The following is a 23,697-nucleotide window of genomic DNA, read 5'->3' as shown; positions in this document are numbered from 1 at the left end:
CGCGATACTGGCGCATTGCGCAGCACCTATTCAGTTTGCTCGCGGCAGACTCGCCGCAGCACGTCTTTCCGGAGCGATCGATCGCATGAGCCTGTCCGTCCTTCCCACCGCCCGCCATGCTGCGCGCATCGTTCTGATCGCCGCGGCGCTGTTCGCCGGCAGCGCCGTCGCCGCCGCGCGCGACGATCTCAACAGCTTCACCCGCGGCCTCAAGGGCCTGGAAGGGCAGTTCACCCAGCAGGTGTTCGACGCCAACGGCAAGCGCAAGGAAGCCTCCAGCGGCAACCTCGCGCTGTCCGCGCCGCGCCTGTTCCGCTGGGAGTACGTGAAGCCGTACCCGCAGCTGATCGTGGCCGACGGCAAGAAGGTCTGGGTGCACGATCCGGATCTGCAGCAGGTCACCGTGCGTCCGCAGGGCGCCGAAGAGCAGAACAGCCCGCTGTCTGCGCTGATCGATCCGGCCAAGCTGGACGCGCAGTTCGTGGTCAAGGACGCCGGCAAGGCCGACGGCCTGAACTGGCTGTCGCTGGCGCCCAAGGGCAACGCCGAGGCCAACTTCCGCACCGCCAAGCTTGGCTTCGACGGCAACGGCCTGGCCCGCATGCAGGTGGTCGACAGCCTGGGCCAGCGCACCGAGGTCGTGTTCAGCGGCTGGAAGCGCAACCCTGGCTTCGCCGCCGGCAAGTTCAAGTTCGTGCCGCCCGCCGGCACCGATGTGATCGGCGAGCGCTGAGCCCGGCGAGATTCGTGGCAGCGTCCGCGCTGCCGCATGCGCGCTGGCTGCGTCGTTACGAGGGCTGCGTCAGCGCCTTCTCGTAGCGAATCGTGGTGAGCCCGCTGTTCCATTCCAGATCGGGATAGCGCGCGACCTCGCGGTAGCCCAGGGCCAGGTACAGCGCCTGGCTCTCGGCGTTGAAGGTGTCGGTCTCCAGGCTCGCCAGTGCGAGGCCTTGCGCGCGCATCTGTGCTTCGGCGGCGGCCATCAAGCGGCGCGCGATTCCGCGTCGGCGATAGCGTTGCGTCACGTGCAGGGCTTGCACGAATCCCGCCTCGTGATGCACGAAGCCGGCGATGCGGCCCTCGCATTCGGCGATCAGGAAATGCGCGCCTTGCGCATCGACATAACGCTCGGCGACGCGATCGCGGCGGTAGGCCTCGATCGCGGCCGCGCTGAGCTGCGGCTGCCAAGTGTGCTGGAAGGTTTCCTCCAGCAGGGCCAGCACGGCGTGGCGGTCGTCGGGCCGCCAGGTGCGCAGGGCAGGGGTGTTCATTCGCAGGTCCGTTCGCGGCTCAGCATCGTCGGCATTGTCGCGCGCGGCCGCCTCGGCTGCGCGGATGCGCGCGTACACGATGGCCCCGGACCGGCTCACGGATCGCTCATGGCGCGTTGACCGGGAACCATTGCGCGCGGCGCAGCCAGCCGGCGAGGAAGCGCGCCAGCACCGGATGCTGCGTCGCCAGCAGGCGGTAGTAGTCGATGCGGCCCTGGCGGTAGCGCGCGTACAGGGTGCGTTGCTCCGCGGCTTCCAACGCCGCCAGGGTGTCGTGGCCGAACACGCCGTCCACCGCCACCGGTGCGCCGAGCAGGCGCTGGATCAGGAAGATCGCATGCACGCCGGCATTGACGTAGAAGTCGAACAGATCCTCGGCCAGGCACTGCAACTGGATCTGATCGCACTGCAGCGCGTCCCAGTACAGGGCGCGGTAGAGCGCGGCGGCCTGCTGGTCGGTGAGCGCCTGCAAATTGGCCAAGGTGGGGGCCAGGTTCAACAGCCGCCCGGCATGGCTTTGGAACGTACGCAGGGTGATGCCCTTGTTGGTCGCGCCGCCGGGGTCGTGGGGGTCGTCGACATAGCCGCCTTCGAAGATCAGCAGTTGCGGCAAGTACAGATCGAAATTGGCCATTGAACGCAGTCCGGTCCGAGTGGGCGCGTGGACGCGCCGGGCGGCGCGGTTGCCGGCCCGGTAATGCCAACGCGCGCAGGCCGCGCCTGTGAGCGATGCCGGTCAAGGCCTTGCGGATCAAGGTCTTGGCGTCGGTCGCGGCGCCGCGTGCGCACGAACTTGCTATCGTGTCGGTCGACACCGCCGTAAGCGACCGACCCCCACGTGGCCCGCCGAACTTCCCGCCGTTCCGAGGACGAACCCGACCTGCTCAGCGTCGACCGCGAGGGCCTGCGCCCGCTGGCCGAACGCATGCGCCCGCGCAGCCTGGACGACATGGTCGGCCAGCGCCGCCTGGTCGCGCCCGGCACCGCGCTGCGGCGCGCGGTCGAATCCGGGCACGTGCATTCGATGATCCTGTGGGGGCCGCCGGGCTGCGGCAAGACCACCCTGGCGCTGTTGCTGGCGCGTTATTCCGACGCCGAGTTCCGCGCGATCTCGGCGGTGCTGTCCGGCCTGCCCGAGGTCCGCCAAGTGCTGGCCGAAGCCGCGCACCGTTTCGCCGAGGGCCGGCGCACGGTGTTGTTCGTCGACGAGGTCCATCGTTTCAACAAGGCCCAGCAGGATGCGTTCCTGCCGCACATCGAGCGCGGCACCATCCTGTTCGTTGGCGCGACCACCGAGAACCCCTCGTTCGAACTCAACTCGGCGCTGCTCTCGCGTTGCCGCGTGCATGTGATGGAGGCGGTGTCGGCCGACGACATCGCGCTGGCGCTGCGGCATGCGCTCAGCGACGAGGAACGCGGCCTGGGCGCGCAGGGCATCGCGGTGGACGACGACTTGCTGCTGCAGATCGCCGGCGCCGCCGACGGCGACGTGCGTCGTGGCCTGACCCTGCTGGAGATCGCCGCCGAACTGGCGGCCGACGAGGGCGGCCGCATCACCGAGGCCAGCCTGGCCCAGGTGCTGGCCGATCGCACCCGCCGCTTCGACAAGGGCGGCGAGCAGTTCTACGACCAGATCTCGGCGCTGCATAAATCCGTGCGCAGCTCCAATCCCGACGCCGCGCTGTACTGGCTGGCGCGCATGCTCGACGGCGGCTGCGATCCGGCCTACCTGGCGCGCCGGCTGACCCGGATGGCCGTCGAGGACATCGGTCTGGCCGATCCGCGCGCCTTGCAGATGGCGCTGGAAGCCTGGGACACCTACGACCGCCTCGGCAGCCCCGAAGGCGAGCTGGCGTTCGCGCAACTGGCGATCTATCTGGCCAGCACCGCCAAATCCAATGCGGCCTACGCGGCCTACAATGCGGCCCGCAGCGACGTCGCCCAATACGGCACCCAGGCCGTGCCTCTGCATCTGCGCAACGCGCCGACCAAGCTGATGAAGCAGCTCGGCTACGCCCAGGGCTATCAGTACGATCACGACGCCGAAGGCGGGATCGCGCTGGATCAAACCGGATTTCCCGACGAGATGGGCGAGCGCGTCTATTACCAGCCGGTCGAACGCGGGCTGGAGATCAAGCTCAAGGACAAACTCGACCGCCTGCGCTCGGCGCGCGCCAAGGCGCGCGGCGACGACTGAGCCCGCGCCGCACGGAGAACCACGCGATGCCTTATGCCTTCCTCGCCATCGGTGTGGGCGCCGCGCTCGGCGCCTGGGCACGCTGGGGCCTGTCGCTGTGGCTCAACCCGCTGGCCGCGAGTCTGCCGCTGGGTACGCTCGCGGCCAATCTGATCGGCGGCTACGGCGTGGGCCTGGCGGTGGCCTGGTTCGATGCGCATGCCTCGATCGCGCCGGAGTGGCGTTTGTTCGCGATCACCGGATTGCTGGGCGGCTTGACCACGTTCTCGACCTTCTCGGCCGAGGTCGTCCAGCAACTGCTGCGCCAGCAGTACGGCTGGGCGCTGGCGACTGCGGCACTGCACTTATTCGGTTCGCTGGCGATGACGGCCTTGGGGATCGCCAGCGTGCGCGGCTGGAGTGGGGTGGGCTAGCAGTGGAGTATCGCAAGCGCAACTGCGGGGTCACTTCAATTACTTTATATAAGTATCTGAAATTAATAGTAAATTAAGCCATTCCATCGACCGGAAATTAGACACTGTTTCGCTACTGAAACGTCTGGTCGAATGATTGGGCCTGGGTGGCCTATCCCTTGACGATCAAGCATCTGGCGCGGCTCGGCGCCCACGAGTTGGCCTCGGACGACTCAGGCGATGTTGCAGCGATGCAACCTTTTCGCACTCTCTAGCTTCGATAAGGGATTGCGCAATTTTTGTGTATGCAGTGCGCCTTTAAGAGAGCGATATCTGCCAAGGCAGATCGGCTTGGCTAAGTCGATCAGGAGACCGCGATTGCGCGTAGTGGCGCATCGCGTCCGCCCCCTGGCATCCGCTGGTACCGAAGGAGACAAGCATGCGCGCCTGTTGGCCATAGCGATGATTCTCCATCTCGTTTTCGCGGCCAGGCGTCACGCCGCCACGGAAACGACGACCACAGCGCGAGCGCGATCGACAGTTCCTGCAACGGCACCGTCGACTGGCGCGGCCGCGCAAGCGCCGGCAACGACAACACAGCGGCGGATTTCTTGTGCCTGGCCCTGGCTATCGGAGTGAGCCGCGATACTCCCGATGCAATTCTGACCGCAGGTGCCACGCTCGTTCTGAGCGCATGCGCGGGTTGCGACGCGGCCGCTATGCGCACCGTTCGACGTTGCGGCGCAACACCCGCGTGGGAGTTGTCGGCCATCGCGACTGAGCGCAAGCTCGCTATCGCGGGTTCGGGGGAACCCACCTACGTTGCGGGGAGAACGACTATGCGGATAGCGATTACGGGCCTGATCGGCGCGATCGTGATGTTCATCTGGGGCGCGGTCGCGCACATGGCGCTGCCGATCGGCGAAGCCGGCATGAAGCTGCCGGCTCAGCAGGATGCGGTGCTGAGCGCGCTTAGCCAGTCGGCGGCGGGCGAGGGCGTGTACACGTATCCGAGCATGGCGCCGGAGAAGTGGAGCGACGAAGCGGCGAGGCAGAGCTTCATCGCCGAGAACCAGGGCAAAGCCTATGCCTTCGTGATCTATCAGCCCGCTGGCAATCCGGCGATTTCCAGCATGGGCCCGAATCTGGGCAAACAGTTCGTAAGCTGCCTGCTGGGTGCGATGCTGGCGGCCTGGGTGATGGCGCTGGCCGCGCGCAGCTTCGGCCGACGCGTGCTGATCGCCGGCGCGATGGCGCTGTTCGCCTGGTTCGCGCTTAGCGTGCCGTACTGGAACTGGTACCTGTTCCCGATCGACTTCACGCTCGCCGCTTTGGCCGAACAGTTGATCGGCTGGTTGCTGGCCGGTGCGGCGATGGCCTGGTGGCTGGGTCGTAAGGATCGCGCCACGGCGTGATCGACGATGCGCCGGCGGCCTGCGGCCGTCGGCGCGCTCGCGCTTCGCCGCGGGGTTGGCGACCCGCGGATCCCGACCGCTCAGTCCGGCGCCAGCACTCGCGGCTGGCCCTGCGCCACGGTCGCACTGCGATTGGCCAGCACTTGCTGCAGGGCTTCGACCTCGGCCCAGAGCATGTGCTGCAAGCCCTGCAGCAGGGTGCTGCCGGCATCGGACAGGCACAGACGGCCCTCGCGATTCAGGGCCAGGCCTTCTTCGACCAGGCAATGTTTCAGATGACTGGTTTCCGGCTGTACGCCACGCTGCAGCCCCACCAGCACGCTCATCAATGCGTGCTCCCTCAACGACACTTTGAACACCCGCAATCCCCCCTTCTTGTGCCGGGCGAATCTAGGATCGGGTGTGTTAACCGTGCGCAACGTCGCGTTAGTCGTGTGAAGGGTTTTGACAAAGCGTTCAGCTTCTCGACGCACTTTTCACATCTGCGCCGGCAGCGACAGCACTTAAAACACATACGATATGCACAACAATGGCGTCGTATCTACGACCATGGGCGGATCGGAATATCGCTCAGGCTTGGTTAGTCTGGACGTCATACGAATCGCGCAAGGCAAGGAACGCAGTCGTGAAATGTCTGGTCGTGGTCGCGCACCCGCTGCACGACAGTTTGTGCGTCTCGTTGTCGCGTTTGGTGATCGACGCCTTGACCGCCGATGGTCATGAGGTCGAAACCGAGTCCTTATACGCGGAAGGTTTTCAGCCGGCGCTGAGCGCGCGCGAACGCGGTTCCTACTACGAGGCCGGCGCTTACGACGACACCGCGGTGCGCGCGCAGTTGGCGCGATTGAGCGCGGCGGAGGCCTTGGTACTGGTGTTTCCGACTTGGTGGTTCGGTTTTCCGGCCATGCTCAAGGGCTGGTTCGATCGGGTCTGGGCGCCGGGCCACGCGTATCACCATGCCTCCGATCTGAGCGCGATCAAGCCCGCCTTGCACGGCTTGCGGCGCACGATCGCGATCACCACGCTGGGCTCGCCCTGGTGGGTCGACTGGCTGTGGCTGCGTCGGCCGGTTAGACGCGTGCTCGCGCACGCCTTGCTCGGCACCTGCGCGCCGCGTTGCCGGCTGGAGCTGCTGTCGCTGTATCGCGCCGAGCGGGTCGAGCGCGGTCGCCTGGAGCGTTTCGAGCGCCGCATCCTGGCGCGGCTCCGCGGCTTGCGTTGAGCGCCGCACGGCCGGGCGCAGAGTTCGATGTTTCGGTCGGCGCGCGGAGGATGAATTCGCGGGCTTGCGCGGACGCGGGGCGAGCGGCGCGGGTCAGGGCGGGCGGGGCAGGGATCTGACGCACCGCCATACGGCGTCTAGCCCCGCGATTTCAGTCTAGACGACCGGTCTAATTGAGTTTAAAGTCCCGGCCTATGAATCCCGCCGCCGCCATCGCCGACGTCCGCCAGCACATCCTCGACGTCGCCCATCCCTTGCTGCTCAGCAAGGGCTTCACCGCGGTGGGGCTGGCCGAAGTGCTGGCCGCTGCCCGCGTGCCGAAGGGCTCGTTCTATCACTACTTCGGTTCCAAGGAAGCCTTCGGCGAAGCGCTGCTGGAGAACTACTTCAACGAGTACCTGGCGCGTACCGACGCCCTGCTGAGCGCCCCGGGCCCGGCCGCGCAACGCTTGCTGGCCTACTTCCACGATTGGTTGGACTCGCAGACCGGCGAGCAGGCGCAAAGCCGCTGTCTGGTGGTCAAGCTCGGCGCCGAGGTCTGCGACCTGTCCGAGAGCATGCGCACCGCGCTCGCGCAGGGTACCCGCCGGATCATCGCGCGGCTGGCCGCGTGCATCGAAGCGGGCAGGCAGGACGGGTCGTTGGCGTCGGCGCCAGCGGATCCGCAGGCCGCCGCGGCCGCGCTCTATCAGAACTGGTTGGGCGCCAGCCTACTGGCCAAGATCACCCGCGACCGCGCGCCCTTGGACACGGCCCTGGTCGGCACCCGCCAACTGCTCGGCCTTAACCTGTACGTCTGAGGCGGGAGTTGCGCATGCATTCCCGCCCTTTTTGTATCCGCCTTCTAGACGACCGGTCTAGTTGCGCCCGCTGCCGGCCCTGCGCCGTTGCCAGCCCGATCGCACGCCCACTCGCGCCCCACTCACCCCACACCACGGAGTAAACCCATGTCGTCCAGCGCCACCGTCAACCGCCGCATCGTCCTGGCCGCGCGTCCGCGCGGCGTGCCGACCCCGCAGGACTTCCGCCTGGACCAGACCGAGGTGCCGACGCCGGAGGAGGGGCAACTGCTGCTGCGCACTCTCTACCTCTCGCTGGATCCCTACATGCGCCAGCTCATGAACGAAATCGGGCCGACCTATGCACCTTCGGTGGCGCTGGGCCAGCCTATGGTCGGCGGCACCGTCAATCGCGTGGTCGCATCGCGGCACCCCCAGTTCCGCGCCGGCGACCTGGTCCTGGGCAACGCCGGTTGGCAGGACTACGCCCTGTCGGACGGCAGCGATCTGGTCGCGCTGGGCGACATGCCTCAGCCGTCCTTAGCGCTGGGCGGCTTGGGCATGCCGGCCTTTACCGCCTACGTCGGCCTGCTCGATATCGGCCAGCCCAAGCCGGGAGAGACCGTGGTCGTGGCCGCCGCGACCGGCGCGGTCGGCGCCATGGTCGGCCAGATCGCCAAGCTCAAAGGCGCGCGCGTGGTCGGCATCGCCGGCGGCGCCGACAAGTGCCGCTACGCAGTGGAGGAACTGGGTTTCGATGTCTGCCTGGACCGCCGCGAGTCGGACCTGGCTCAGCGCCTGGCCGCGGCATGCCCGGACGGCATCGACGTCTACTTCGAAAACGTCGGCGGCGAAGTGTTCGATGCGGTGCTGCCGCTGCTCAATATCGGCGCGCGCGTACCGGTGTGCGGCGTGATCGCGCACTACAACGAGGAGTCCCCGCCGCCGGGCCCGAACCGTCTGCCCCAGCTGACCACGATGCTGGTGCAAAAGCGCATCCGCATGCAGGGCTTCGTGATCCTCGACCACTACGCCGACCGCTACCAGGCCTTCCGTCGCGACATGGACCAATGGTTCGCCGACGGACTGGTCAAACTGCGCGAGGATCGGGTCGATGGACTGGAGCGGGCACCGGCGGCGTTCGCGGGCCTGCTCGAGGGGCGCAACTTCGGCAAGCTGGTGGTGCAGGTCGCCGACGCCTGATCCTTACGGCCTGAGCAAGACGCCAGCTATCAACGAGGCGGAACCGCGAAAGCGACTTCCGTCCGCGTATCGCCGCTCTCGCGAAGGAGCGGCGATACGCGTCGGCCGGCGATCGGATGCGCGACCGACCTCGCTCGGCGCCAAGGCAGCGATCCAGCGCGTGACGGACCGTCGACCGCGCGCGCCTCGCCGGCGCCGCCTCGATGCAGATCCGCTCGGATACGCGCAGTGTTGGATGCTCCTATCCGCCGCCGCCCGCCAGCCGCCCCAAGGTCGCCAGCGCCGCATCCACGCGCGCATCCAGCGGGTGCCCGCAGTTGAGGCGCAGGCAGTGGCCGAAACCGCGCCGCACCGAGAACATCGGCCCCGGCGCGATGCTGATGTCCAGGGCCGAGGCGCGTTGATAGACGCGCAGCGCGTCGCCGCCCTCCGGCAGTTCGATCCAGAGGAAGTAGCCGCCGGCCGGACGGGTCACGCGAGTGCCTGGCGGAAAATGCCGCGCCACCGCCGCCAGATACTGCGCCTGCTGCGCCGACAGCGTCGCGCGCAGCCGCCGCAGGTGACGGTCGTAGCCGCCTTTCTCCAGATAGTGCGCGATCGCAAGCTGCGCCGGCACGCAGGTGCTCAAGGTCGCGGTGAGCTTGCGCCGCGCGACCTCGCGCGCATAACGCCCGGGCGCGACCCAGCCGATCCGATAGCCCGGCGCCAGGCTCTTGGAAAAAGAACCGCAATGCATCACCAGCCCCTCACGATCGTAGGCCTTGGCCGGCGTCGGTCGGCGCTCGCCGAAGTAGAGCTCGCCATAGACGTCGTCCTCGATCAGCGGCACGCCATGGTGGGTCAGCAGTTCGACCAGGGCGCGCTTCTTCTCATCGGGCATGGCGCTGCCCAAGGGGTTTTGGAAGTTGGTCATCAGCCAGCACGCACGCGGGCGATGGCGTTCGATGGCCGCGGCCAGCGCCTCCAGGTCGATGCCGTCGCGCGGATGCGTGGGTACCTCGATCGCGTGCAGACCGTGGCGCTCCAGCGATTGCAGCGCGGCGTAGAAGCAGGGCGACTCCACCAGTACGGCATCGCCCGGGCGGGTCACCGCGGCCACGCAAAGATTCAAGGCTTCCAGCGCGCCGTTGGTGACCACGATCTCGTCGGCGCCGATCTGCAGGCCGTCGATCCGGTAGCGCAGCGCGATCTGGCGCCGCAGCGCCGCATTGCCCGGGGTCAGATCGTCGACCGTGCTCCAAGGGTCCAGATGCACCGCCGCCGAAGCCATCGCCCGACCCAACTTCTGCAGCGGGTACAGCAAGGGGCTGGGGAACGCCGACCCCAGCGGCACCACCGTGTGCGCCATCGCCGATCCCAGCACCTCGAACACCAGTTCGGACACATCGACCGCGCGCGATTCGCCGTCCGGCTGCGAGGCCGCGTCCGGCTCCGGCGGCAGCAGCGCGGACGGGCGGGTCACGTAGTAACCCGAGCGCGCGCGCGATCTCACCAGGCCGCGCGCCTCCAGCAGGTAATAGGCCTGGAACACCGTCGCCGGACTGATCCCGCGCGCCGCGCTGGCCTGACGCACCGAGGGCAGCCGTTGGCCCGGACGCAGCAGGCCGTCGCGGATCGAGGCCGCGATGTCGTCGGCTAGGGCTTCGTAACGCTTCAAGGCGAGGCTCCAGAGCGCGGCGGGACGGCCGCTCAGGCTCAACTGATACGGTTTTTTATCTCATTTCTGATTCTGGCGAAACTGATATGGTCGGCGCAGTATGGCCTCAACCCCACAGAGTCGCCGTCGATGCTCGCCGCCGCCATGAATCCGCAGGTCGAACTCAACCTCGCGCTGATACTGTTCGTGCCCTGGTTCTCGATCCTGGCCTGGCTGTACTGGGCCTACCCGAAGCAGCCGCGCCTGGCCGCGCGCACCGTCTTCGACAGCGGCGCCTTGCTGCTGGCCACGCTGCTGGCCGGGTGGGGCATGCATTGGTCGATGTACAACGCCGACCCCAACGCGGGTGCGATCTGGAAACAGGTGCTCGCAACCTCCGTCGCCTACGGCCTGTTCCTGCTGATCATGACCGCCGCCGTGTTCCTACGCCTGCGCATGTTGCCGCGCTGGCGCAAGGCCGTCGCCTCCGCGGACGCCTGAACCCGCCGCCGCCCGCGGCGTCCCGCGGGCTCGCTACGTCGCCGGCCGCGCCGGCATGGAACCCGTATGAAAACGCTGTTCATCGTCGCCTTCCTGAGCCTGATCGTCTGGAACCTGGGCGCCGGCCTGTACTACATGCTCGTCGATCACGGACAGAGCCGGCGCACCGTCAACGCGCTCACCCGCCGCATCGTCTTGTCGGTAGCATTGATCGCGCTGGTCGCGGCCGGCATCGCCACGGGCGTCATCGAACCGCACGGCATCGGCCGCTGAGCGCGCAGCGCTCCGCGCAACCACGCGAAACCGCAAGATCCGCGCAGCCTGCGCGAGCGCACGCGGGCATGCTGCGCGACGGGCGCCGTTCGCGTCCCTCGCCATCGATCCCGCAAGGAACCCGCAATGCGCCTGTACTCGCTGCTGCCGCTGTCCATCGTCCTGGCGCTGTGCGCGCCCGCCGCCATCGCCGCCGATCGCAGCGCCGACGAACGCGCCATCCTGCAGTTGGAGCGCGACATCTGCGCGGCCTATGAAGCCGAGGACGCCGCCTGGATCGGCAAGCACCTGGCCCCGGACTTCACCCTGACCGCGTCCAACGGCAAGATCACCACGCGCGACGATGAGGTCGCCGAACTCGCCAAAGGCGTGACCACCTACGAGGTGTTCCGCAACCACGGCACCCGCCTGCGTTACTACGGCAACGACACCGCGATCGCGCTGGGCATCACCAGCGTCAAGGGCGTCTCCGAAGGCAAAGCCTTCGCCGCCGATTTCCAGTTCACCGACACCTACGTGCGCGGGCCGCAGGGCTGGGTGATGGTGGCCAGCCACGCCTCGCGCCTGCCAGCGGCGCCTGCGGCCAAGCCCTGACCCAGGCTAGGGCGCCCGCGCCATTGCGGGACCTCGCTCATCGAGGCCCGCCGCCCGAGCTCTTCGTTGCTCCTGCGCCTCGCGTGCTAGCCGCCCATCGCTGCACAGGCTCGCCAGAACGTACCTAATCAGCACGCCCCGGCTCTGGTGCGATCGCCGACCTCCAGCCGGGAGCCGCTCGACCTGGTCCTTTGCTAAAGGGGGCAGGGGGATTGGGTACTGCGCGCGCATGCCCACCGCTGATGACCCGACCAGCGCGCCACGAACTCCCACAGGCCTCGAAGCGCTACGCGGTACCGGTGCCTTGAGAACGCGCGGCTGCAATGCCGGCCTCCGCAAATCCGGATAAGGGCTTTCCTACGTCCCGATCCTCCTTTATCCGACCCCGATCCGCGCGCTCCACCGCTGGCGATGATCTCCCGCCACGATCAATCTGACCGCACCCCACAACGCGGCCCCGCCGCATCGGTCAAGGACGATCGCCATGCCCCTCCATCCCATCTGCACGCTGCTGTTGCTGCTACCTACCGTCGCCGACGCCGCCAGCCTCTACAAATGCGTCGCGCGCTCCGGTGCGGTCAGCTATCAATCCGAACCTTGCGCCGCCGCCACCGCCCGGGTCTGGGAGGCCACACCTCAACCGCCGCCCGATACGGCCGAATTGGCCCGCCGTCAGCAGGCCGAGCAGCGCGGCCAAGCCGATTCGCGCTATCTCTCGCGCCTGGCCGGCACCGACCGCCCCGGCGGCGCGCGCGCCTACGCGATCCGGCTCGGCGATGGCCGCGACTGCGATGTCGCGCGCGAACGCCGCGAACGAAAGCTCGCCGCCGTCGGCATGGAACGCGACTACGCGTTGGTCAGCGCGCTCAACGACGCGGTTTTCGAAGCCTGCAAATAGCCGGAGTGGCGCGACGGCCGGTCATGACGTGACCGTGCGCACACCTCGGACGGAGTGCCCGGCGGCCGCTAGTCGGCGCCGGCCGCGAATACATGTTTTGCTAACGATTGATGCACTATTAGTGCGGGGTCGCAGCGGCATGGGGTGAGCCATGTTCCGTACGCCAGTATCGCCGGACCGTCGCGCCGGGCTCGCCACGGCTGGGGGCTCCGTCGGTGCGCCGTATGGCCTGAATCTGGAGCCGCGCGCGTTCTTGATGAGCGCAGGCGCACCTGGGGCCGACCCGCCAGTGCGCTGCGGATGCCCGCCCGACCCATCGATGTCCCGCAAGCGCTGAACCGATCGCCACCGAACCGCCAGGACGCCGTTCGTTCACGAGGAGAAGGAAAGCCGCCCACACATCGTCGTTCCCTCGTCCACCGTTCGGCCCCTCTCGGCCGACGGCGCTTCGTCCGCTTCCCATCCTCAGGAGAACCGCATGAAACGATGCATATTGTTGGTGGCCGTCGTGCTGCTGTGCCTCAGTCCATTGGCGCTGGCGAAGACCAAGAACGAACCCGTGGCCGTCACCCCGGAGGGCCTGCTCAAGCGCATGGACCGCGACGGCGACGGCAAGCTCTCGTTCGAGGAATACCGCAACGCCATGATCCGCCGATTCGCCCAGGCCGACGCGGACCGCGACGGCGTGCTGCGCGGCGCCGAGATCCCGGCGCACCTGGTGCCTACCGCACGCGCGGAAAACCCGCAGCACGAGATCACCATGGACGCCTACGGCGACGCGCTGCGGCCGGTCTTCGACAGCTTCGATACCGATCGCGACGGCTACCTCGCCGGCGCCGAACTCGAAGCCCTGGCCCAGGCCCGCCGGGCCGCGAAGTGAAGGAGACGACCATGAAACGAATCGTCAGCAGCGTCCTCGTCCTCGCCCTGGTCGTGCCCTCGTTGGGCCAGAGCGCCTACGCGGGCCAAACCGTGCGTTGCGAATCCGGCAACGGCCAGTACAAGAGTTGCCCGGTCGATACCCGCGGCGGCGTCACCCTGTCGCGCCAGCTCAGCTCTTCGGGCTGCTGGCAGAACGATACCTGGGGCTACGACCGCAACCGGGTATGGGTGACCAACGGTTGCCGCGCCGAGTTCAACGTCGGCGACTATCAGTCCTCCGGTCACGACAATTCCAACGCCGTCGCCGGCGCGGTGGTGGTGGGCCTGATCGGCGCCGCGATCCTGGCCAACAAGAACAAGAAGGACCGCGATCGCGACCGCTACGACGACGATCGCTACAACGGCGGCAACTACTACCAGCCCAGCAACACCGTGCGTTGCGAGTCCAACGACAACAACTACGTGCGCTGCCCGTTCTACGGCCGCGGCCACGTCGAGGTGCAGCGCCAGCTCAGCAAGACCTATTGCCAGTACGGCCAGAACTGGGGCGTCGAGCGCAACACGATCTGGGTCGACAACGGCTGCCGCGCAGATTTCGCGGTGTATTGAGTCCGCTCCGACCCGCGCCCACGACCGCCCGCCGCGGTCGCGGGCCGGGTCCTGTATGTTGGCGCCCATGCGCATCGCCATCTTCCTGCCGTTGATGCTGCTCCTGTCCGGCTGCGTCTCGACCTCGCCACCAGCATCGCCACCAGCGCCGAGCGCCGCGGTCGCGCCGCGCCTGTCGCCCGCTAGCGACGCCGATGCGGCCGGCATGGTCGACGTGCGCGCATCGGTGCCGGATCTGGCCCTGGAAATCCGCTACGCCTCCGCCGACAACTTCGTCGGCCGTCCGGTCGAAGGCTACGCTGCGGCGCGCTGCTACCTGCTGCGCCCGGTTGCGCAGGCCCTGCAACGGGTCGAGCGCAGGCTGCGCACCGAAGGCCTGCGTCTGAAGCTCTTCGATTGCTATCGCCCGGCCCGCGCGGTCGGCGACTTCGTGGCCTGGGCGGGCGACCTGCACGACCAATCCACCAAGGCCGCCTATTACCCCAGACTGGACAAGAGCGCCTTGCTCGGCGACTACATCTCGCCGACCTCCGGCCACAGCCGCGGCGCCACCTTGGACCTCACCCTGATGCGTTGCGGGTCGGCGAGCGATCCGGCCACCTGCACGCCCTTGGACATGGGCACGCCCTTCGATTATTTCGACGTCTCCGCGCATACCGATTGGCCCGGTGCCAGCCCCGCCCAGCGCGAAGACCGCCAGCGCCTGTTGGCCGCGATGGCGCGCGAAGGCTTCGTCAACTATCCGCTGGAGTGGTGGCACTACACCTACAAGCCCGAGCCCACGCCCGATACCGCCTACGACTTCCCGATCCGCTGAGCGCGGGCTGCGCTCAATCCCGCTTGCGGCCGAACGCCAGGTAGGCCAACACCGCGGTCAGCACCACCAGGGCGGTGACCACGATGGCGAAGCCGTGGCCGTGCTCCGACAGCGGCACGCCGCCCACGTTCATGCCGAACAGGCCCGCGATCAGGTTGACCGGCAGCGCCAGCACCGTTACCACGGTCAGCACGAACAGGCTGCGACCGGTCTGCTCGTTGACCAGCGCCGCCAGTTCTTCCTGGATCAGCTTGACGCGCTCGACCAGTGCGGCCGAGTCGCCGATCGCGGTGGAGAACTCCTCGGCGGCCTGCTGCAGGTCCTGCACGTCGTCGCGATCGACCCAGGCCGGTGGGCGGTTCAACAGCCGGAACAGCGCGGTCGGCTCCGGCGCCATCAGCCGCTGCAGGCGCACCAAGGAGCGCCGCAAGCTGCCCAGCTCGGTGCGGTCGCTGGCGATGCGATTGGCCAGCAGGCGGTCTTCGATGCCGTCCACGCGTACGGTCGACTTGCGCAGGATATCGCTGAGCACGTTGGCCTGATCGCGCAACAGATGCGCGAGCAGTTCCACCGGCGAGCGGAACGGCTGCCCCGCACGTACCGCCGCGCGCAGCCGGTCGACCGATCGCAAGGGGCGCAGGCGCGCGCTGACGATCAGGCGCGGATTGATGCACAGGCTGGTGGTGCCGACCTCGGAGGCATCGAAGCTGGATTCGAACAGCACGTCGTGGATCACCGCGATCAGGGCATCGTCGTCCTGCTCCAAGCGGGTCGAACCGACCTGGCTGCCGAGCGACTCGAAGAAGGCCTCGGGCAGATCCAGCACGCGCCGCAGATAGCGCTCCGCGCCCTGATTGGAGAGCGAGAAATGCAGCCACAGGAACTCGCCGGTGGAGGCGACGCTTTGCGCGGCCAGGAACGCCGCGACCGCGTCGGTGCCGATGGCCTGCGCGGCCTGGCCGGGCGCGAACCGATAGCCCCAGATCAGTCCATCCTCATTGGAGCCGTAAGTAGCGTCGATCGAGCGCATCGTGCGTATTCCGGGATTTGTCGAAAGCCTAGCGGAAGTTGGTGGCGGGCGATGCCTTTGGGCTTGCGGGCGGGCCCGCCGGGTCGCGGCCTCGGAACGGCGGCCGGGTAGGGCGCGATGAGTAGCTAGCTTGCGGGGGCGAAGCGGAGTCCCAGTTCGCCACCCAGTCGGGCGGCGCGATCCGATCCGGGAGTGCAGTCAGGCGGACCCGCACCGCGGCAGTCGCCGGATTCGCGTCAGCCGCGCTTCGGCGGCAGGCCTAGTATTCTCTTCCGCGCGCTCCCGCATCGGCGGCGCCAGCACGCCCTCACCGCACCTCAGCACCGGTATCGCAAGCCATGGATCGAGAGCCAGAAGCCCAAGGCGGGGAGCATGCCCGCGTCGTCAATCAAGGCGAAGTGTTCTGGCTGCCGCCCGATCCCACGAAAGGCTCGATCCCGGGCGCGCCGCATCCGCACGTGATCGTGCAGGACGATGTATTCAATCATTCGCGCATCGGCACGGTGGTGGTGTGCGCGCTGAGTTCCAACTTGAACCGTGCCAGCGAGCCCGGCAACCTGCTGCTGGACCCGGACGAGGGCGGGTTGAGCAAGCGCAGCGTGGTGGTGGTCTCGCAGGTATCGACGGTCTACAAGGCGCGACTGGGCGAACGCATCGGCAGCCTGTCGGGCGAACGCGTCGCCCAGATCCTGGCCGGGATGCGCTTCCTGCAGGCCTCATTCTTCCGTCGCTGAGCGGGCCGGTCCGCGCCACCGGTCGCGCCTGGCCGGCATTCATCCAGTCCTTGTCGTCGCCTGTCGTTGTCGCGCTTGAACGCGCTGGCGACGCATGACGACAGTGGGCCTCGCCGATGAGGCGGGGAACGAAGGGACGAGATGAACAACATCACCACCGTGGGTCGCTGGATCGGGGCGAGCATGCTGCTCAGTTTCGCCTTAGGCATGTATTCGAACTTCAAACTGCAGACCGATCTGTTCGTCGGCGAGGGCCTGCTGGTGAATGCCGCGCAGCATCCGTATCGGATAGGCCTGATCGCGGTGATCGGCCTATGCACCAGCTTGCTGAAACTATGGGTGGCGGCACTGGTGTCGGCGCACTTCCGCCGCAGCCACCCGGCGATCGTCACCTTCTATTTCGGGCTGGCGGCGGCCGCCCTGGCGATCTCCCTGATCGAATGTTCCACCCTGGTCGCGTTCGCCAGCCTCAGCGAGGCCTACACCGCCGCCGGTCCGCACGCGGGCGAACTGTTCCTGCCGGCCAAGAGCCTGCTGACCGGGTTGCGCAACAGCATCCACTTCATGGACGTGCTGATGGGCGGTGCGAGCGTACTGGTGCTGTTCGCGTTTCTTTACCGGGCGCGGCTGGTGCCGCGCGCGCTTGCGGTGGTCGGCATCGCGGCGGCGACGGCGCAGATGTTCTCCGTCGGTCGCCCTTTGTTCGGGCTGCCGGTGATCTATCCCTTGATCGCTCCCTTGGCCTTGGTCTACCTGACGTTGCTGTGCTGGCTGCTGGTCAAGGGCTTCCCCAAGGAGACGAACGCGCAGCGCGCGGTCGATGGCTGACGGGCGGCGGTGGTCGGCGCGTCGTCGGCGCCGACCCGCCGCGATGCCTCAATCCAACTGCATACCTGGCTTCCATCCGCTCTTGGCCAGGAAGGCCTTGGCGTCTTCGAATTCGATGATCTCGCGCACCGCGGCCCGTTTGTCCTTGGCCTGACGGTAGTAGGCCTTGGCGATGCGATAGCCGACCCAGTAACCCAGGTCGCCCGGGCGCTCAGGCGTGCCCAGGCCGTTGTACAGCCAGGCCGAGCCTTCGGCTTTCTGGTCCTGGTCGGCAAGGAACGCGGTTTCCAGCGCCAGTTCCTTTCCGCGCGTCGCGGCGCGCAGATGGCTGTAACCGACCGAACCGGAGATCAGCTCGCCCACGAATTCGGCGCCGCCTTCGATCAGCGAGGCCTTGAGCACCGTGCTATTGGAGTCCTCCACCTGCGCGGCCGGTTGCAGCACGTGCGCGTACTCGTGTGCGATCACGTAGACGAAGCGGTCCTCCAGATTGGGGTTGAGGACGTCCACCGCGCACAGAGACTCCAACCCAATCATCACCCCGCTGGCGTTGGCGGTGCCGACCGGCTTGCCGCGCCCGATCGCCAGGGTCACCGGAGGGAAACGCGTAGGCGGGTAGTACTGGCTGAGCTTGCCCAGCGCTGTGCCCAGCCGGGTCTCCACCGCGGGCAGCACGTCCACGCAGCGCTTGGCGTTGGTGTACAGCGCGGGCCGCTCGGCGATCATGCCGGCGATGCGTTCGCCGGTGATCCTGCGCATCCGAGCGAACTCCAGCAAGCCAGGGCTGCCCTGATCCAGATAGTCGCGCTGCAGTTCTTCCGCGCTCGGCTTGCCGCCGGCGCGATCGTAGATCGCATAGAAGCGTTCGACATCGTCGACGCGTATTTCCGGGCCGCGCTGGGCCGGGACGGCGGCGGTGAGCAGGAGCAGGGATACGGTGGTCAGAAGCAGGCGTGTGGCTCGCATGGGGGCATTCCATTCGTCGTAGGCGGTTTGGAATCGGCTGGTCGTGCTGCGCCTGCATGGTAGCGCCGCACCGCCTCGGCGATAGCGGCCCGAGTAGGCCGGACGACGGTGAACTCAAGAGGCTTGACAGCCGAAGCGGAGGCGCTGCGACGGTGGCGTCCTGCTCCTTCGTCGATAGCGCCGTGCCTTTAGACTATGCCGCCCGCGGTCTTCGTCCGCTCCACGCAGTCTTCCCGAATGCCGCTCACCGCGCTCGCACGCCGTTATGCTTTATTCGTCCTGTCGCTCGCGTCGGGTCAGGCCCTGGCCCTGGATGCGGCGCCGACCCTGGATCAGGCCAATGCCGCCTTGTACGCGGCCTTGAGCGCGGAACGGGCCGGGCCCCAGGCGGCGGCGTCGCCGCTCGGCCGGGCCTTGCTGGAATCGCTGAAGTTCTCGCTCGTGCAAGGGTGTCAGTCGCTGGTCCCCGCGCAGACCGCCTGCATCGTCAAGATCGAAGCGCCGATGCGCGATGCGTATCAGGTCTTCGCCTTCGACCTGGACGGTGCGCACTGGCGGCTGGTCAAACGGTCCGATATCGAGGCTCCGCAACCGACCCTGGGCAGCGCGCAAGCGCTGCTGCGCGAACATTTGCAGGCGCTGGGCGCGCGCGAAACCGATGCCCGGCGCGCCGCCGAGTATCGTCGGTTCGCGCTCGCCCTCGAAGTCGCCGCGCTGGAGTCCTGCGATCTGGACCGCGACAGCGGCGCGGTCGAATGCGATGCGCAACTGCATACGCCCGGTGCCGGCGCAGGCTCCAAACGGGTGCGCTTCCAACTGCAGGGTTCGCAGTGGAGCTTATTGCCGGACTGAGGCCGCCAAGGCGCGGGACCCCGGCAGTCCGGGCGCTTAACCGATGCACTGCCCCGAGCGTCCAGCGTCGGTCGGAATCGGCGACCCCTGCTTCTCGACGTGGTAGTACAAGGACAGCACCTGCCACTGCGTGCCCACCTTGTAGAGCTGGACGCTGTTGACGCCGACGAAGTCCGGACGCGCCGCGTGCTTGTCGGCCCGGGATTCGACCACGCTGTAGGCCACCGCGAAACGATCGTAGGTGTGGACCACGCGCGCGACTTCGCATTCGTGGAAGCCTTGCTTGCGCACGCCCTGGAAGTTTTTCAGGAAATCGGCGGCGGACCAGCGCCGAACCACCGGCGCGCCGTCCTTGTAGCGGCCGCCGAAGACCACCGCATCGGCATGGAATAGCCGTTCCAGCGCGGTCAGATCCGCGCTGCCTCCGGCTTCATTGGACGAGGCGCGCCACAACGTCGACACGGCTTGCTCCGGCGTGGCCTCGGCAGCGCAAGCGCACCACGGCAGCAACAGGGCCGTCAGCAGAAGGCTACGCATAGGGATTCCGAATAGGGCATCGGCCCACAGTATCGCGTCGCGCCAGAGCGATCGGCCAGCCAGTCCCGCAGCGAGCGGCGCAGCGTTCAGGCGGCGGTTCGTGACCGTGCGTTGCGGGGGCCAGGGCGCCGCGGCTCAGGTCTGCTAGCCTGCGCTTATCAACCGGGGGGTGATGGATGCGAATCGGACTCGCATGCCTGTTGCTGGCGTTCGCTGGCACGGTCCAGGGCCAAAGCGTGCACAAGTGCGTCGGCAAGGGCGGAGCGGTCAGCTATCAAAGCGAGCCCTGCGCGCCCGCGCAGAAGGCGGTGAAGTCCTGGGACGCAACGCCGGCGCCGCCGCCTAGCAACGACGAATTGTGGCGGCGCCACTATCGGCGTAAACAAGGCGAGGCGGATTCGCGGTACTTATCGCGCCTGGCCGGCACCGACGGTTCGCGGGCCAGCGCCGCCTACGCACCGTCGCCGGCCGCAACCGACGCCTGCGCGGCGGCCAAGGCCCGACGCGAGGCCATCCTGCGTCAGCACAACGACGACGTAGGCTACGACGCGCGCCGGGCCTTGAACGACAGGGTGTACGACGCCTGCAAGTAGGCTGATGGGGGAGCGCGCGGCGAAGCGATCCGGCCGGCACCGCGCGCGGCGTCCTGGAGGGAATGAACCGATGCCACCGAATTCCAACGCGTTCGACCTGGTTCTGGCGTACCCGCAATGGCAGGGCTCCGGACGCCATCGCAACCTGGCGCGCGGTGCCGCGGCCGCCGCCGCGGTCTGCGCGCGCTTCGCGCCCCTGCAGCGGGTGCCGGTAAGCGCCGCCGAGGGCGACGCCCACGGCGTGCGGCGCTGGAGTGCGATCCTCGAGCAGTTCCGCGATGCCCAGAACATCCTCGCGCGCTCGGGCGCCAAACGCGTGCTGACCGCCGGTGGCGACTGTGCCGTCGATATCGCGGTGATCGATCATCTGCATCGCACCCATCCGCAGCTCACCGTGATCTGGATCGATGCCCACCTCGATGCGAACACGCCCGAAACCTCGCCCAGCGGCAGCTTCCATGGCATGCCGGTCGCGGCCGTCCTTGGCCGCGCGCCCGCGCCGATGCGGTCGCTAATGGGCGCGCCGCTCGATCCCGGGCGCTTGCGCTACTTCGGCATCCACGTCGGAGACGAAGGCGACTGGGCGCTGCGGCGCGAACTGGACCTGCAGACCCTGGACCCGACGCAGCTTCCCAACGGGCCCGTGCACATCCACTTCGACCTCGACGTGCTCGAACCCAGCGAGTTTCCCTACCTGGCCTATACCGATGGCGATCTGCGCGTGGACGATGCGGTCGCCCTGGTGCGTCGCATCGCCGAGGCGGCGGATCTGGTCGGACTTACCCTGACCGAGTTCTCGCCCGCCGACGCGCTGGAAGCGGAGCAGGGCAGCGGGGTGATCGCGCGCCTGTGCGAGGCGGCCCTGCGCCGTTGAGGCCCTAACCGCGCACCGAACCGGTCGTATCGACCGGGGCGCGTCCGTTCCCGGCCCGCCCCGCAGCCAAGCGCCGACGCCTTTATGGAGACTTCCGCGGGCTAATGCGGACGCGACTGCCTTGGAGCGCAGGCACGGCACCCTTGCCTGCGCCATGACCGCCGTCAGTTGCGGTCTCAGCGGGATAGTGTTTACATCGAGTATCTTCACGTGAAGATATATTCGCCGGCACGATCCTGACCGTCGGCAACCGACGAGCACATGCCTGTCGTCACCCGACATCGCCCCGAGGACACCTTGAAACGCCTATTTCTCGACTCGAACGGACGCGTGCGCAACGGCTGGTGGATCCTGATCTTCGCCGCGCTGATGTTCGCCAGCCGTTTCGTCTACACCCCGGTGAGCCGGGCGCTGCAGGGCTGGGGCGCGTCGCAGGAGGCCCTGGAACCGCTGCGCTTCGTCTTCCTGCTGCTGGTCACCTGGATCTGCGTGCGTCTGCGCAAGGAGCCGCTGTCCAGCATCGGTTTCGTGTTGAATGCGCGCTGGGCCAGGGAGCTGGGCGTGGGTTCCTTGCTTGGCTTGACGACGGCCGTGCTTGCGGTCGCGATGATCTGGGCGGTCGGCGGCGTGCGGCTGGAACTGGACCCGGCGCGCAGCTTCGGCCTGCTGGCCTATGGCCTCTACATCTTCTTGTTCGTGGCCTTGTTCGAGGAAACCCTGTTCCGAGGCTTCGTATTCCAGCGACTGATCGCCGGCGCCGGCGTGTGGGTCGCGCAATTGGCCTTGGGCCTGCTGTTCGCGAGCAGTCACTGGGGCAACCCGGACATGCAGGGCGGCACCCTGGTCTGGGCGACGATCGAACTGTTCCTGGGCGCGGTCCTGCTGGGCCTGGCCTATCTGCGCACGCGCAGTCTGGCCATGCCCGTCGGCATCCACCTGGGTTGGAACTGGGCGCAGGGTTATCTGTTGGGCTTCGACGTCAGCGGCTTCGCGCACGCGGGCTGGTTCCATCCGCAACTGCTGGACCGGCCGCAGTGGGTGACCGGCGGCAGTTTCGGCCCCGAAGCCAGCATCTTCGCGGTGGTCGTGGACGCGATCCTGATTTCGATCCTGTGGAAGTGGAAGGGTTCGGTACCCGCGGCGGCTGCAGCCGATGCGGACCCGCTGCCGCACGCGCCCTCGCAATGATCGCAAGCGCGCGCAGCCTGGCCCGACGCAGGTCGGCCATATGCGAAAACGTGATGCAGCCCGTCGCGACTGTTGCAGCGCACATTGCGCCGCCCCGGACCGTACGCTAGCGTCTGGGGGCGATGGTAGGGGGAGAGACGCCCGGAAAACTGCGGGCGTCCTCATCGTGATCGGGTTTAGCGTTTTCTCAGCGGGCACCAACCGGTGTCCGTGGCGCACATCATTTCGAAGGGGAATTAAGGATGAAGACTCTGTTCCGCACCAGGGCGGGGCGGTGGCTGTCGGCTGCTGCGCTGCTTGCGCTCGCGGCTCCGGCCATGGCCAGCACGCTCAACCAGAACGTGTCGTGGACCATCGACCGGGCCGGGACCAGCACCAAGTACCGCGTCGTCGCGTACGGCGATTCGATCTTCGCCGGCTACAACGGCTCGATCAGCAACGCGGCGCGCTACTCGGCGCCGACGGTGGACGCCGAATACCTGTCGGCGCGTTGGAACGCCGACATCGAAAGCATCCGCCGCGCCAAGTCCGGCGCCGTGGCGCGCGACGTCTACGAGAACAAGATCGTGGCCGAGCGTTCCTACATGCAGGCCGCGACCACCCGCGTGGTGAGCTTCGAAATGTGCGGCAACGACGGCCTGCAGGCGCGTTCCGCCTTCAAGTCGCAGACCGGAACCTGCGATTACAGCGGCCTGGACGCGGCGGTCAATTCCTGCAAGACCTACGTGTCGGCGGCGATGGACTACATCAATACCAATGCGCACGCCAACACCCGTCTCAAGGTGATCTCCAACCTGTACTACCCGGGTTACAACGCCGACAACGTGCAGAGCTCCTGCCGCGACGCCAGCACCGGTCAAACGGTGAATATGCGCGATCGCTTCCTGCCCGCGATCGCCAAGATGAACTACTGGATGTGCGAATACGCCCGCCAGAAGGGCTTCCAGTGCGCGGACAGCTTCGCCCAGTACATGGGCGCGGACTACGACAGCAACGGCGACGGCCAGATCGATGCCGACGCACTGCGCTACGTGTCCGGCGAAAGCGAGGCCAGCTACATCAACCGCACCGCGGTCACCCTGCGTGCGACCTTGCGCGACGCCAACACCAAGTTCGTCTCGTCCTCCAGCTCGTTCGACTACATCCAGTCCGACGACACCCATCCCACCTACACCGGCGGTACCGTGTCGGCCGGGCTCTGGGGCGGCAGCACCGGCAGCGGCGCGCCGCGCTACTCCAGCTTCAGCAACGGCCGCAGCCCGATCTGGAACCAGTACGGACACGAGCGCATGGGCTGGGCGCTGTCGGTGTATCAGCCGGCCACGCCCTGACGGATGGGCTAGGAAACCCGCCTCGTGGCCAAGCGCAGCCAGCCGCGTACCCCGTCGTCCCGAGCGGACGGCGAG

28 protein-coding genes are annotated in these 23,697 nt (G+C 67.6%); 21 read left to right on the top strand and 7 right to left on the bottom strand.

From position 1 onward, the window contains the following. Positions 1-85: 85 nt before the first annotated feature. Complete coding sequence (lolA, locus tag ASE35_RS05560; protein WP_057159369.1) at positions 86-733, top strand: outer membrane lipoprotein chaperone LolA; 648 nt, start codon at positions 86-88, stop codon at positions 731-733. A gap of 55 nt (positions 734-788) precedes the next feature. On the opposite strand, the gene ASE35_RS05555 is transcribed toward lolA, so the two are convergent. Together ASE35_RS05555 and ASE35_RS05550 are read right to left on the bottom strand one after the other, a co-directional pair. Then, positions 789-1,271 carry a GNAT family N-acetyltransferase gene (locus tag ASE35_RS05555; RefSeq protein WP_057159847.1) on the bottom strand — a complete coding sequence of 161 codons (483 nt, stop codon included), beginning with the start codon at positions 1,269-1,271 and terminating at the stop codon, positions 789-791. Between the two features lie 106 nt (positions 1,272-1,377). Further along, positions 1,378-1,905, bottom strand: a complete 528-nt coding sequence (locus tag ASE35_RS05550; RefSeq protein ID WP_057163178.1) for an N-acetylmuramidase — start codon at positions 1,903-1,905, stop codon at positions 1,378-1,380. A 204-nt stretch (positions 1,906-2,109) separates the two neighbouring features. Between ASE35_RS05550 and ASE35_RS05545 the strand changes: the two genes are divergently transcribed. The 3 genes from ASE35_RS05545 (at position 2,110) to ASE35_RS05535 (ending at position 5,275) form a co-directional block, all read left to right on the top strand. Beyond that, positions 2,110-3,468 carry a replication-associated recombination protein A gene (locus ASE35_RS05545; RefSeq protein ID WP_057163177.1) on the top strand — a complete coding sequence of 453 codons (1,359 nt, stop codon included), beginning with the start codon at positions 2,110-2,112 and terminating at the stop codon, positions 3,466-3,468. A gap of 26 nt (positions 3,469-3,494) precedes the next feature. After that, the gene (gene crcB / locus ASE35_RS05540) at positions 3,495-3,881 is read left to right on the top strand and encodes a fluoride efflux transporter CrcB (protein WP_057163176.1); all 387 of its coding nucleotides are present in this window, start codon (positions 3,495-3,497) and stop codon (positions 3,879-3,881) included. A gap of 818 nt (positions 3,882-4,699) precedes the next feature. Beyond that, a complete protein-coding gene (locus ASE35_RS05535) occupies positions 4,700-5,275 on the top strand; it encodes a hypothetical protein (RefSeq protein ID WP_056174810.1) in 576 nt (191 codons plus the stop codon). Between the two features lie 80 nt (positions 5,276-5,355). On the opposite strand, the gene ASE35_RS05530 is transcribed toward ASE35_RS05535, so the two are convergent. Then, complete coding sequence (locus tag ASE35_RS05530; protein WP_057159364.1) at positions 5,356-5,601, bottom strand: hypothetical protein; 246 nt, start codon at positions 5,599-5,601, stop codon at positions 5,356-5,358. Between the two features lie 299 nt (positions 5,602-5,900). On the opposite strand from ASE35_RS05530, the gene ASE35_RS05525 reads away from it, so the two are divergent. From ASE35_RS05525 to ASE35_RS05515, 3 genes are all read left to right on the top strand, one after another. Continuing rightward, positions 5,901-6,497, top strand: a complete 597-nt coding sequence (locus ASE35_RS05525) for an NAD(P)H-dependent oxidoreductase (protein WP_056174805.1) — start codon at positions 5,901-5,903, stop codon at positions 6,495-6,497. A gap of 194 nt (positions 6,498-6,691) precedes the next feature. Beyond that, on the top strand, positions 6,692-7,297 hold the full coding sequence (locus ASE35_RS05520; protein WP_057163175.1) for a TetR/AcrR family transcriptional regulator: 606 nt from the start codon (positions 6,692-6,694) through the stop codon (positions 7,295-7,297). A gap of 147 nt (positions 7,298-7,444) precedes the next feature. Further along, the gene (locus ASE35_RS05515) at positions 7,445-8,479 is read left to right on the top strand and encodes an NADP-dependent oxidoreductase (protein WP_057163174.1); all 1,035 of its coding nucleotides are present in this window, start codon (positions 7,445-7,447) and stop codon (positions 8,477-8,479) included. A gap of 241 nt (positions 8,480-8,720) precedes the next feature. Here the strand turns inward: ASE35_RS05515 and ASE35_RS05510 are convergent, their stop codons facing one another. Beyond that, positions 8,721-10,136: a PLP-dependent aminotransferase family protein gene (locus ASE35_RS05510; RefSeq protein ID WP_056176620.1), complete on the bottom strand. Its 1,416-nt coding sequence runs from the start codon at positions 10,134-10,136 to the stop codon at positions 8,721-8,723. A 129-nt stretch (positions 10,137-10,265) separates the two neighbouring features. Here ASE35_RS05510 and ASE35_RS05505 point away from each other — a divergent pair, with 129 nt between their 5' ends. From ASE35_RS05505 to ASE35_RS05475, 7 genes are all read left to right on the top strand, one after another. After that, on the top strand, positions 10,266-10,616 hold the full coding sequence (locus tag ASE35_RS05505; RefSeq protein ID WP_235569997.1) for a hypothetical protein: 351 nt from the start codon (positions 10,266-10,268) through the stop codon (positions 10,614-10,616). A gap of 66 nt (positions 10,617-10,682) precedes the next feature. After that, positions 10,683-10,889, top strand: a complete 207-nt coding sequence (locus ASE35_RS05500; protein ID WP_056174799.1) for a twin transmembrane helix small protein — start codon at positions 10,683-10,685, stop codon at positions 10,887-10,889. Positions 10,890-11,015: 126 nt separating this feature from the next. Then, positions 11,016-11,483: a nuclear transport factor 2 family protein gene (locus ASE35_RS05495; protein ID WP_057163173.1), complete on the top strand. Its 468-nt coding sequence runs from the start codon at positions 11,016-11,018 to the stop codon at positions 11,481-11,483. 484 nt (positions 11,484-11,967) lie between these two features. Then, positions 11,968-12,381: a DUF4124 domain-containing protein gene (locus tag ASE35_RS05490; RefSeq protein WP_056174795.1), complete on the top strand. Its 414-nt coding sequence runs from the start codon at positions 11,968-11,970 to the stop codon at positions 12,379-12,381. Positions 12,382-12,859: 478 nt separating this feature from the next. Continuing rightward, on the top strand, positions 12,860-13,261 hold the full coding sequence (locus tag ASE35_RS05485; RefSeq protein ID WP_082611124.1) for an EF-hand domain-containing protein: 402 nt from the start codon (positions 12,860-12,862) through the stop codon (positions 13,259-13,261). A gap of 11 nt (positions 13,262-13,272) precedes the next feature. Continuing rightward, entirely contained in the window at positions 13,273-13,872 is a 600-nt protein-coding gene (locus ASE35_RS05480; protein ID WP_057163171.1) for a DUF3011 domain-containing protein, read from the top strand. A gap of 94 nt (positions 13,873-13,966) precedes the next feature. Then, the gene (locus tag ASE35_RS05475; protein ID WP_057163434.1) at positions 13,967-14,689 is read left to right on the top strand and encodes a M15 family metallopeptidase; all 723 of its coding nucleotides are present in this window, start codon (positions 13,967-13,969) and stop codon (positions 14,687-14,689) included. 13 nt (positions 14,690-14,702) lie between these two features. On the opposite strand, the gene ASE35_RS05470 is transcribed toward ASE35_RS05475, so the two are convergent. Continuing rightward, the gene (locus ASE35_RS05470) at positions 14,703-15,719 is read right to left on the bottom strand and encodes a transporter (protein WP_057159359.1); all 1,017 of its coding nucleotides are present in this window, start codon (positions 15,717-15,719) and stop codon (positions 14,703-14,705) included. Positions 15,720-16,057: 338 nt separating this feature from the next. Between ASE35_RS05470 and ASE35_RS05465 the strand changes: the two genes are divergently transcribed. Both ASE35_RS05465 and ASE35_RS05460 read left to right on the top strand, forming a co-directional pair. After that, complete coding sequence (locus ASE35_RS05465) at positions 16,058-16,453, top strand: type II toxin-antitoxin system PemK/MazF family toxin (RefSeq protein WP_057163170.1); 396 nt, start codon at positions 16,058-16,060, stop codon at positions 16,451-16,453. A gap of 141 nt (positions 16,454-16,594) precedes the next feature. Then, positions 16,595-17,281: a DUF4386 family protein gene (locus ASE35_RS05460; protein WP_057163169.1), complete on the top strand. Its 687-nt coding sequence runs from the start codon at positions 16,595-16,597 to the stop codon at positions 17,279-17,281. Positions 17,282-17,329: 48 nt separating this feature from the next. Here ASE35_RS05460 and ASE35_RS05455 read toward each other — a convergent pair whose 3' ends face one another. After that, the gene (locus ASE35_RS05455) at positions 17,330-18,247 is read right to left on the bottom strand and encodes a DUF2268 domain-containing putative Zn-dependent protease (RefSeq protein ID WP_057163168.1); all 918 of its coding nucleotides are present in this window, start codon (positions 18,245-18,247) and stop codon (positions 17,330-17,332) included. A gap of 237 nt (positions 18,248-18,484) precedes the next feature. Here ASE35_RS05455 and ASE35_RS05450 point away from each other — a divergent pair, with 237 nt between their 5' ends. Further along, positions 18,485-19,099: a hypothetical protein gene (locus ASE35_RS05450; protein ID WP_057163167.1), complete on the top strand. Its 615-nt coding sequence runs from the start codon at positions 18,485-18,487 to the stop codon at positions 19,097-19,099. A gap of 36 nt (positions 19,100-19,135) precedes the next feature. Here ASE35_RS05450 and ASE35_RS05445 read toward each other — a convergent pair whose 3' ends face one another. Then, positions 19,136-19,636 (bottom strand): hypothetical protein, encoded by a 501-nt coding sequence (locus tag ASE35_RS05445; RefSeq protein ID WP_057159354.1) that lies wholly within the window; start codon positions 19,634-19,636, stop codon positions 19,136-19,138. 176 nt (positions 19,637-19,812) lie between these two features. Between ASE35_RS05445 and ASE35_RS05440 the strand changes: the two genes are divergently transcribed. From ASE35_RS05440 to ASE35_RS05425, 4 genes are all read left to right on the top strand, one after another. After that, on the top strand, positions 19,813-20,229 hold the full coding sequence (locus tag ASE35_RS05440) for a DUF4124 domain-containing protein (protein ID WP_157489274.1): 417 nt from the start codon (positions 19,813-19,815) through the stop codon (positions 20,227-20,229). Positions 20,230-20,299: 70 nt separating this feature from the next. Beyond that, positions 20,300-21,103, top strand: a complete 804-nt coding sequence (locus tag ASE35_RS05435) for an arginase family protein (protein WP_057163165.1) — start codon at positions 20,300-20,302, stop codon at positions 21,101-21,103. A gap of 261 nt (positions 21,104-21,364) precedes the next feature. After that, positions 21,365-22,291 (top strand): CPBP family intramembrane glutamic endopeptidase, encoded by a 927-nt coding sequence (locus tag ASE35_RS05430; protein ID WP_082611122.1) that lies wholly within the window; start codon positions 21,365-21,367, stop codon positions 22,289-22,291. Positions 22,292-22,533: 242 nt separating this feature from the next. Then, positions 22,534-23,622: a hypothetical protein gene (locus ASE35_RS05425; protein WP_056174730.1), complete on the top strand. Its 1,089-nt coding sequence runs from the start codon at positions 22,534-22,536 to the stop codon at positions 23,620-23,622. The last annotated feature ends 75 nt before the right edge of the window (positions 23,623-23,697 follow it).

The organism is Lysobacter sp. Root916 (genome assembly GCF_001429785.1).
Taxonomy (GTDB): domain Bacteria; phylum Pseudomonadota; class Gammaproteobacteria; order Xanthomonadales; family Xanthomonadaceae; genus Lysobacter.
The sequence above is the reverse complement of the archived record's forward strand: the minus strand, read 5'-3'. Positions and strand labels throughout refer to the sequence as shown.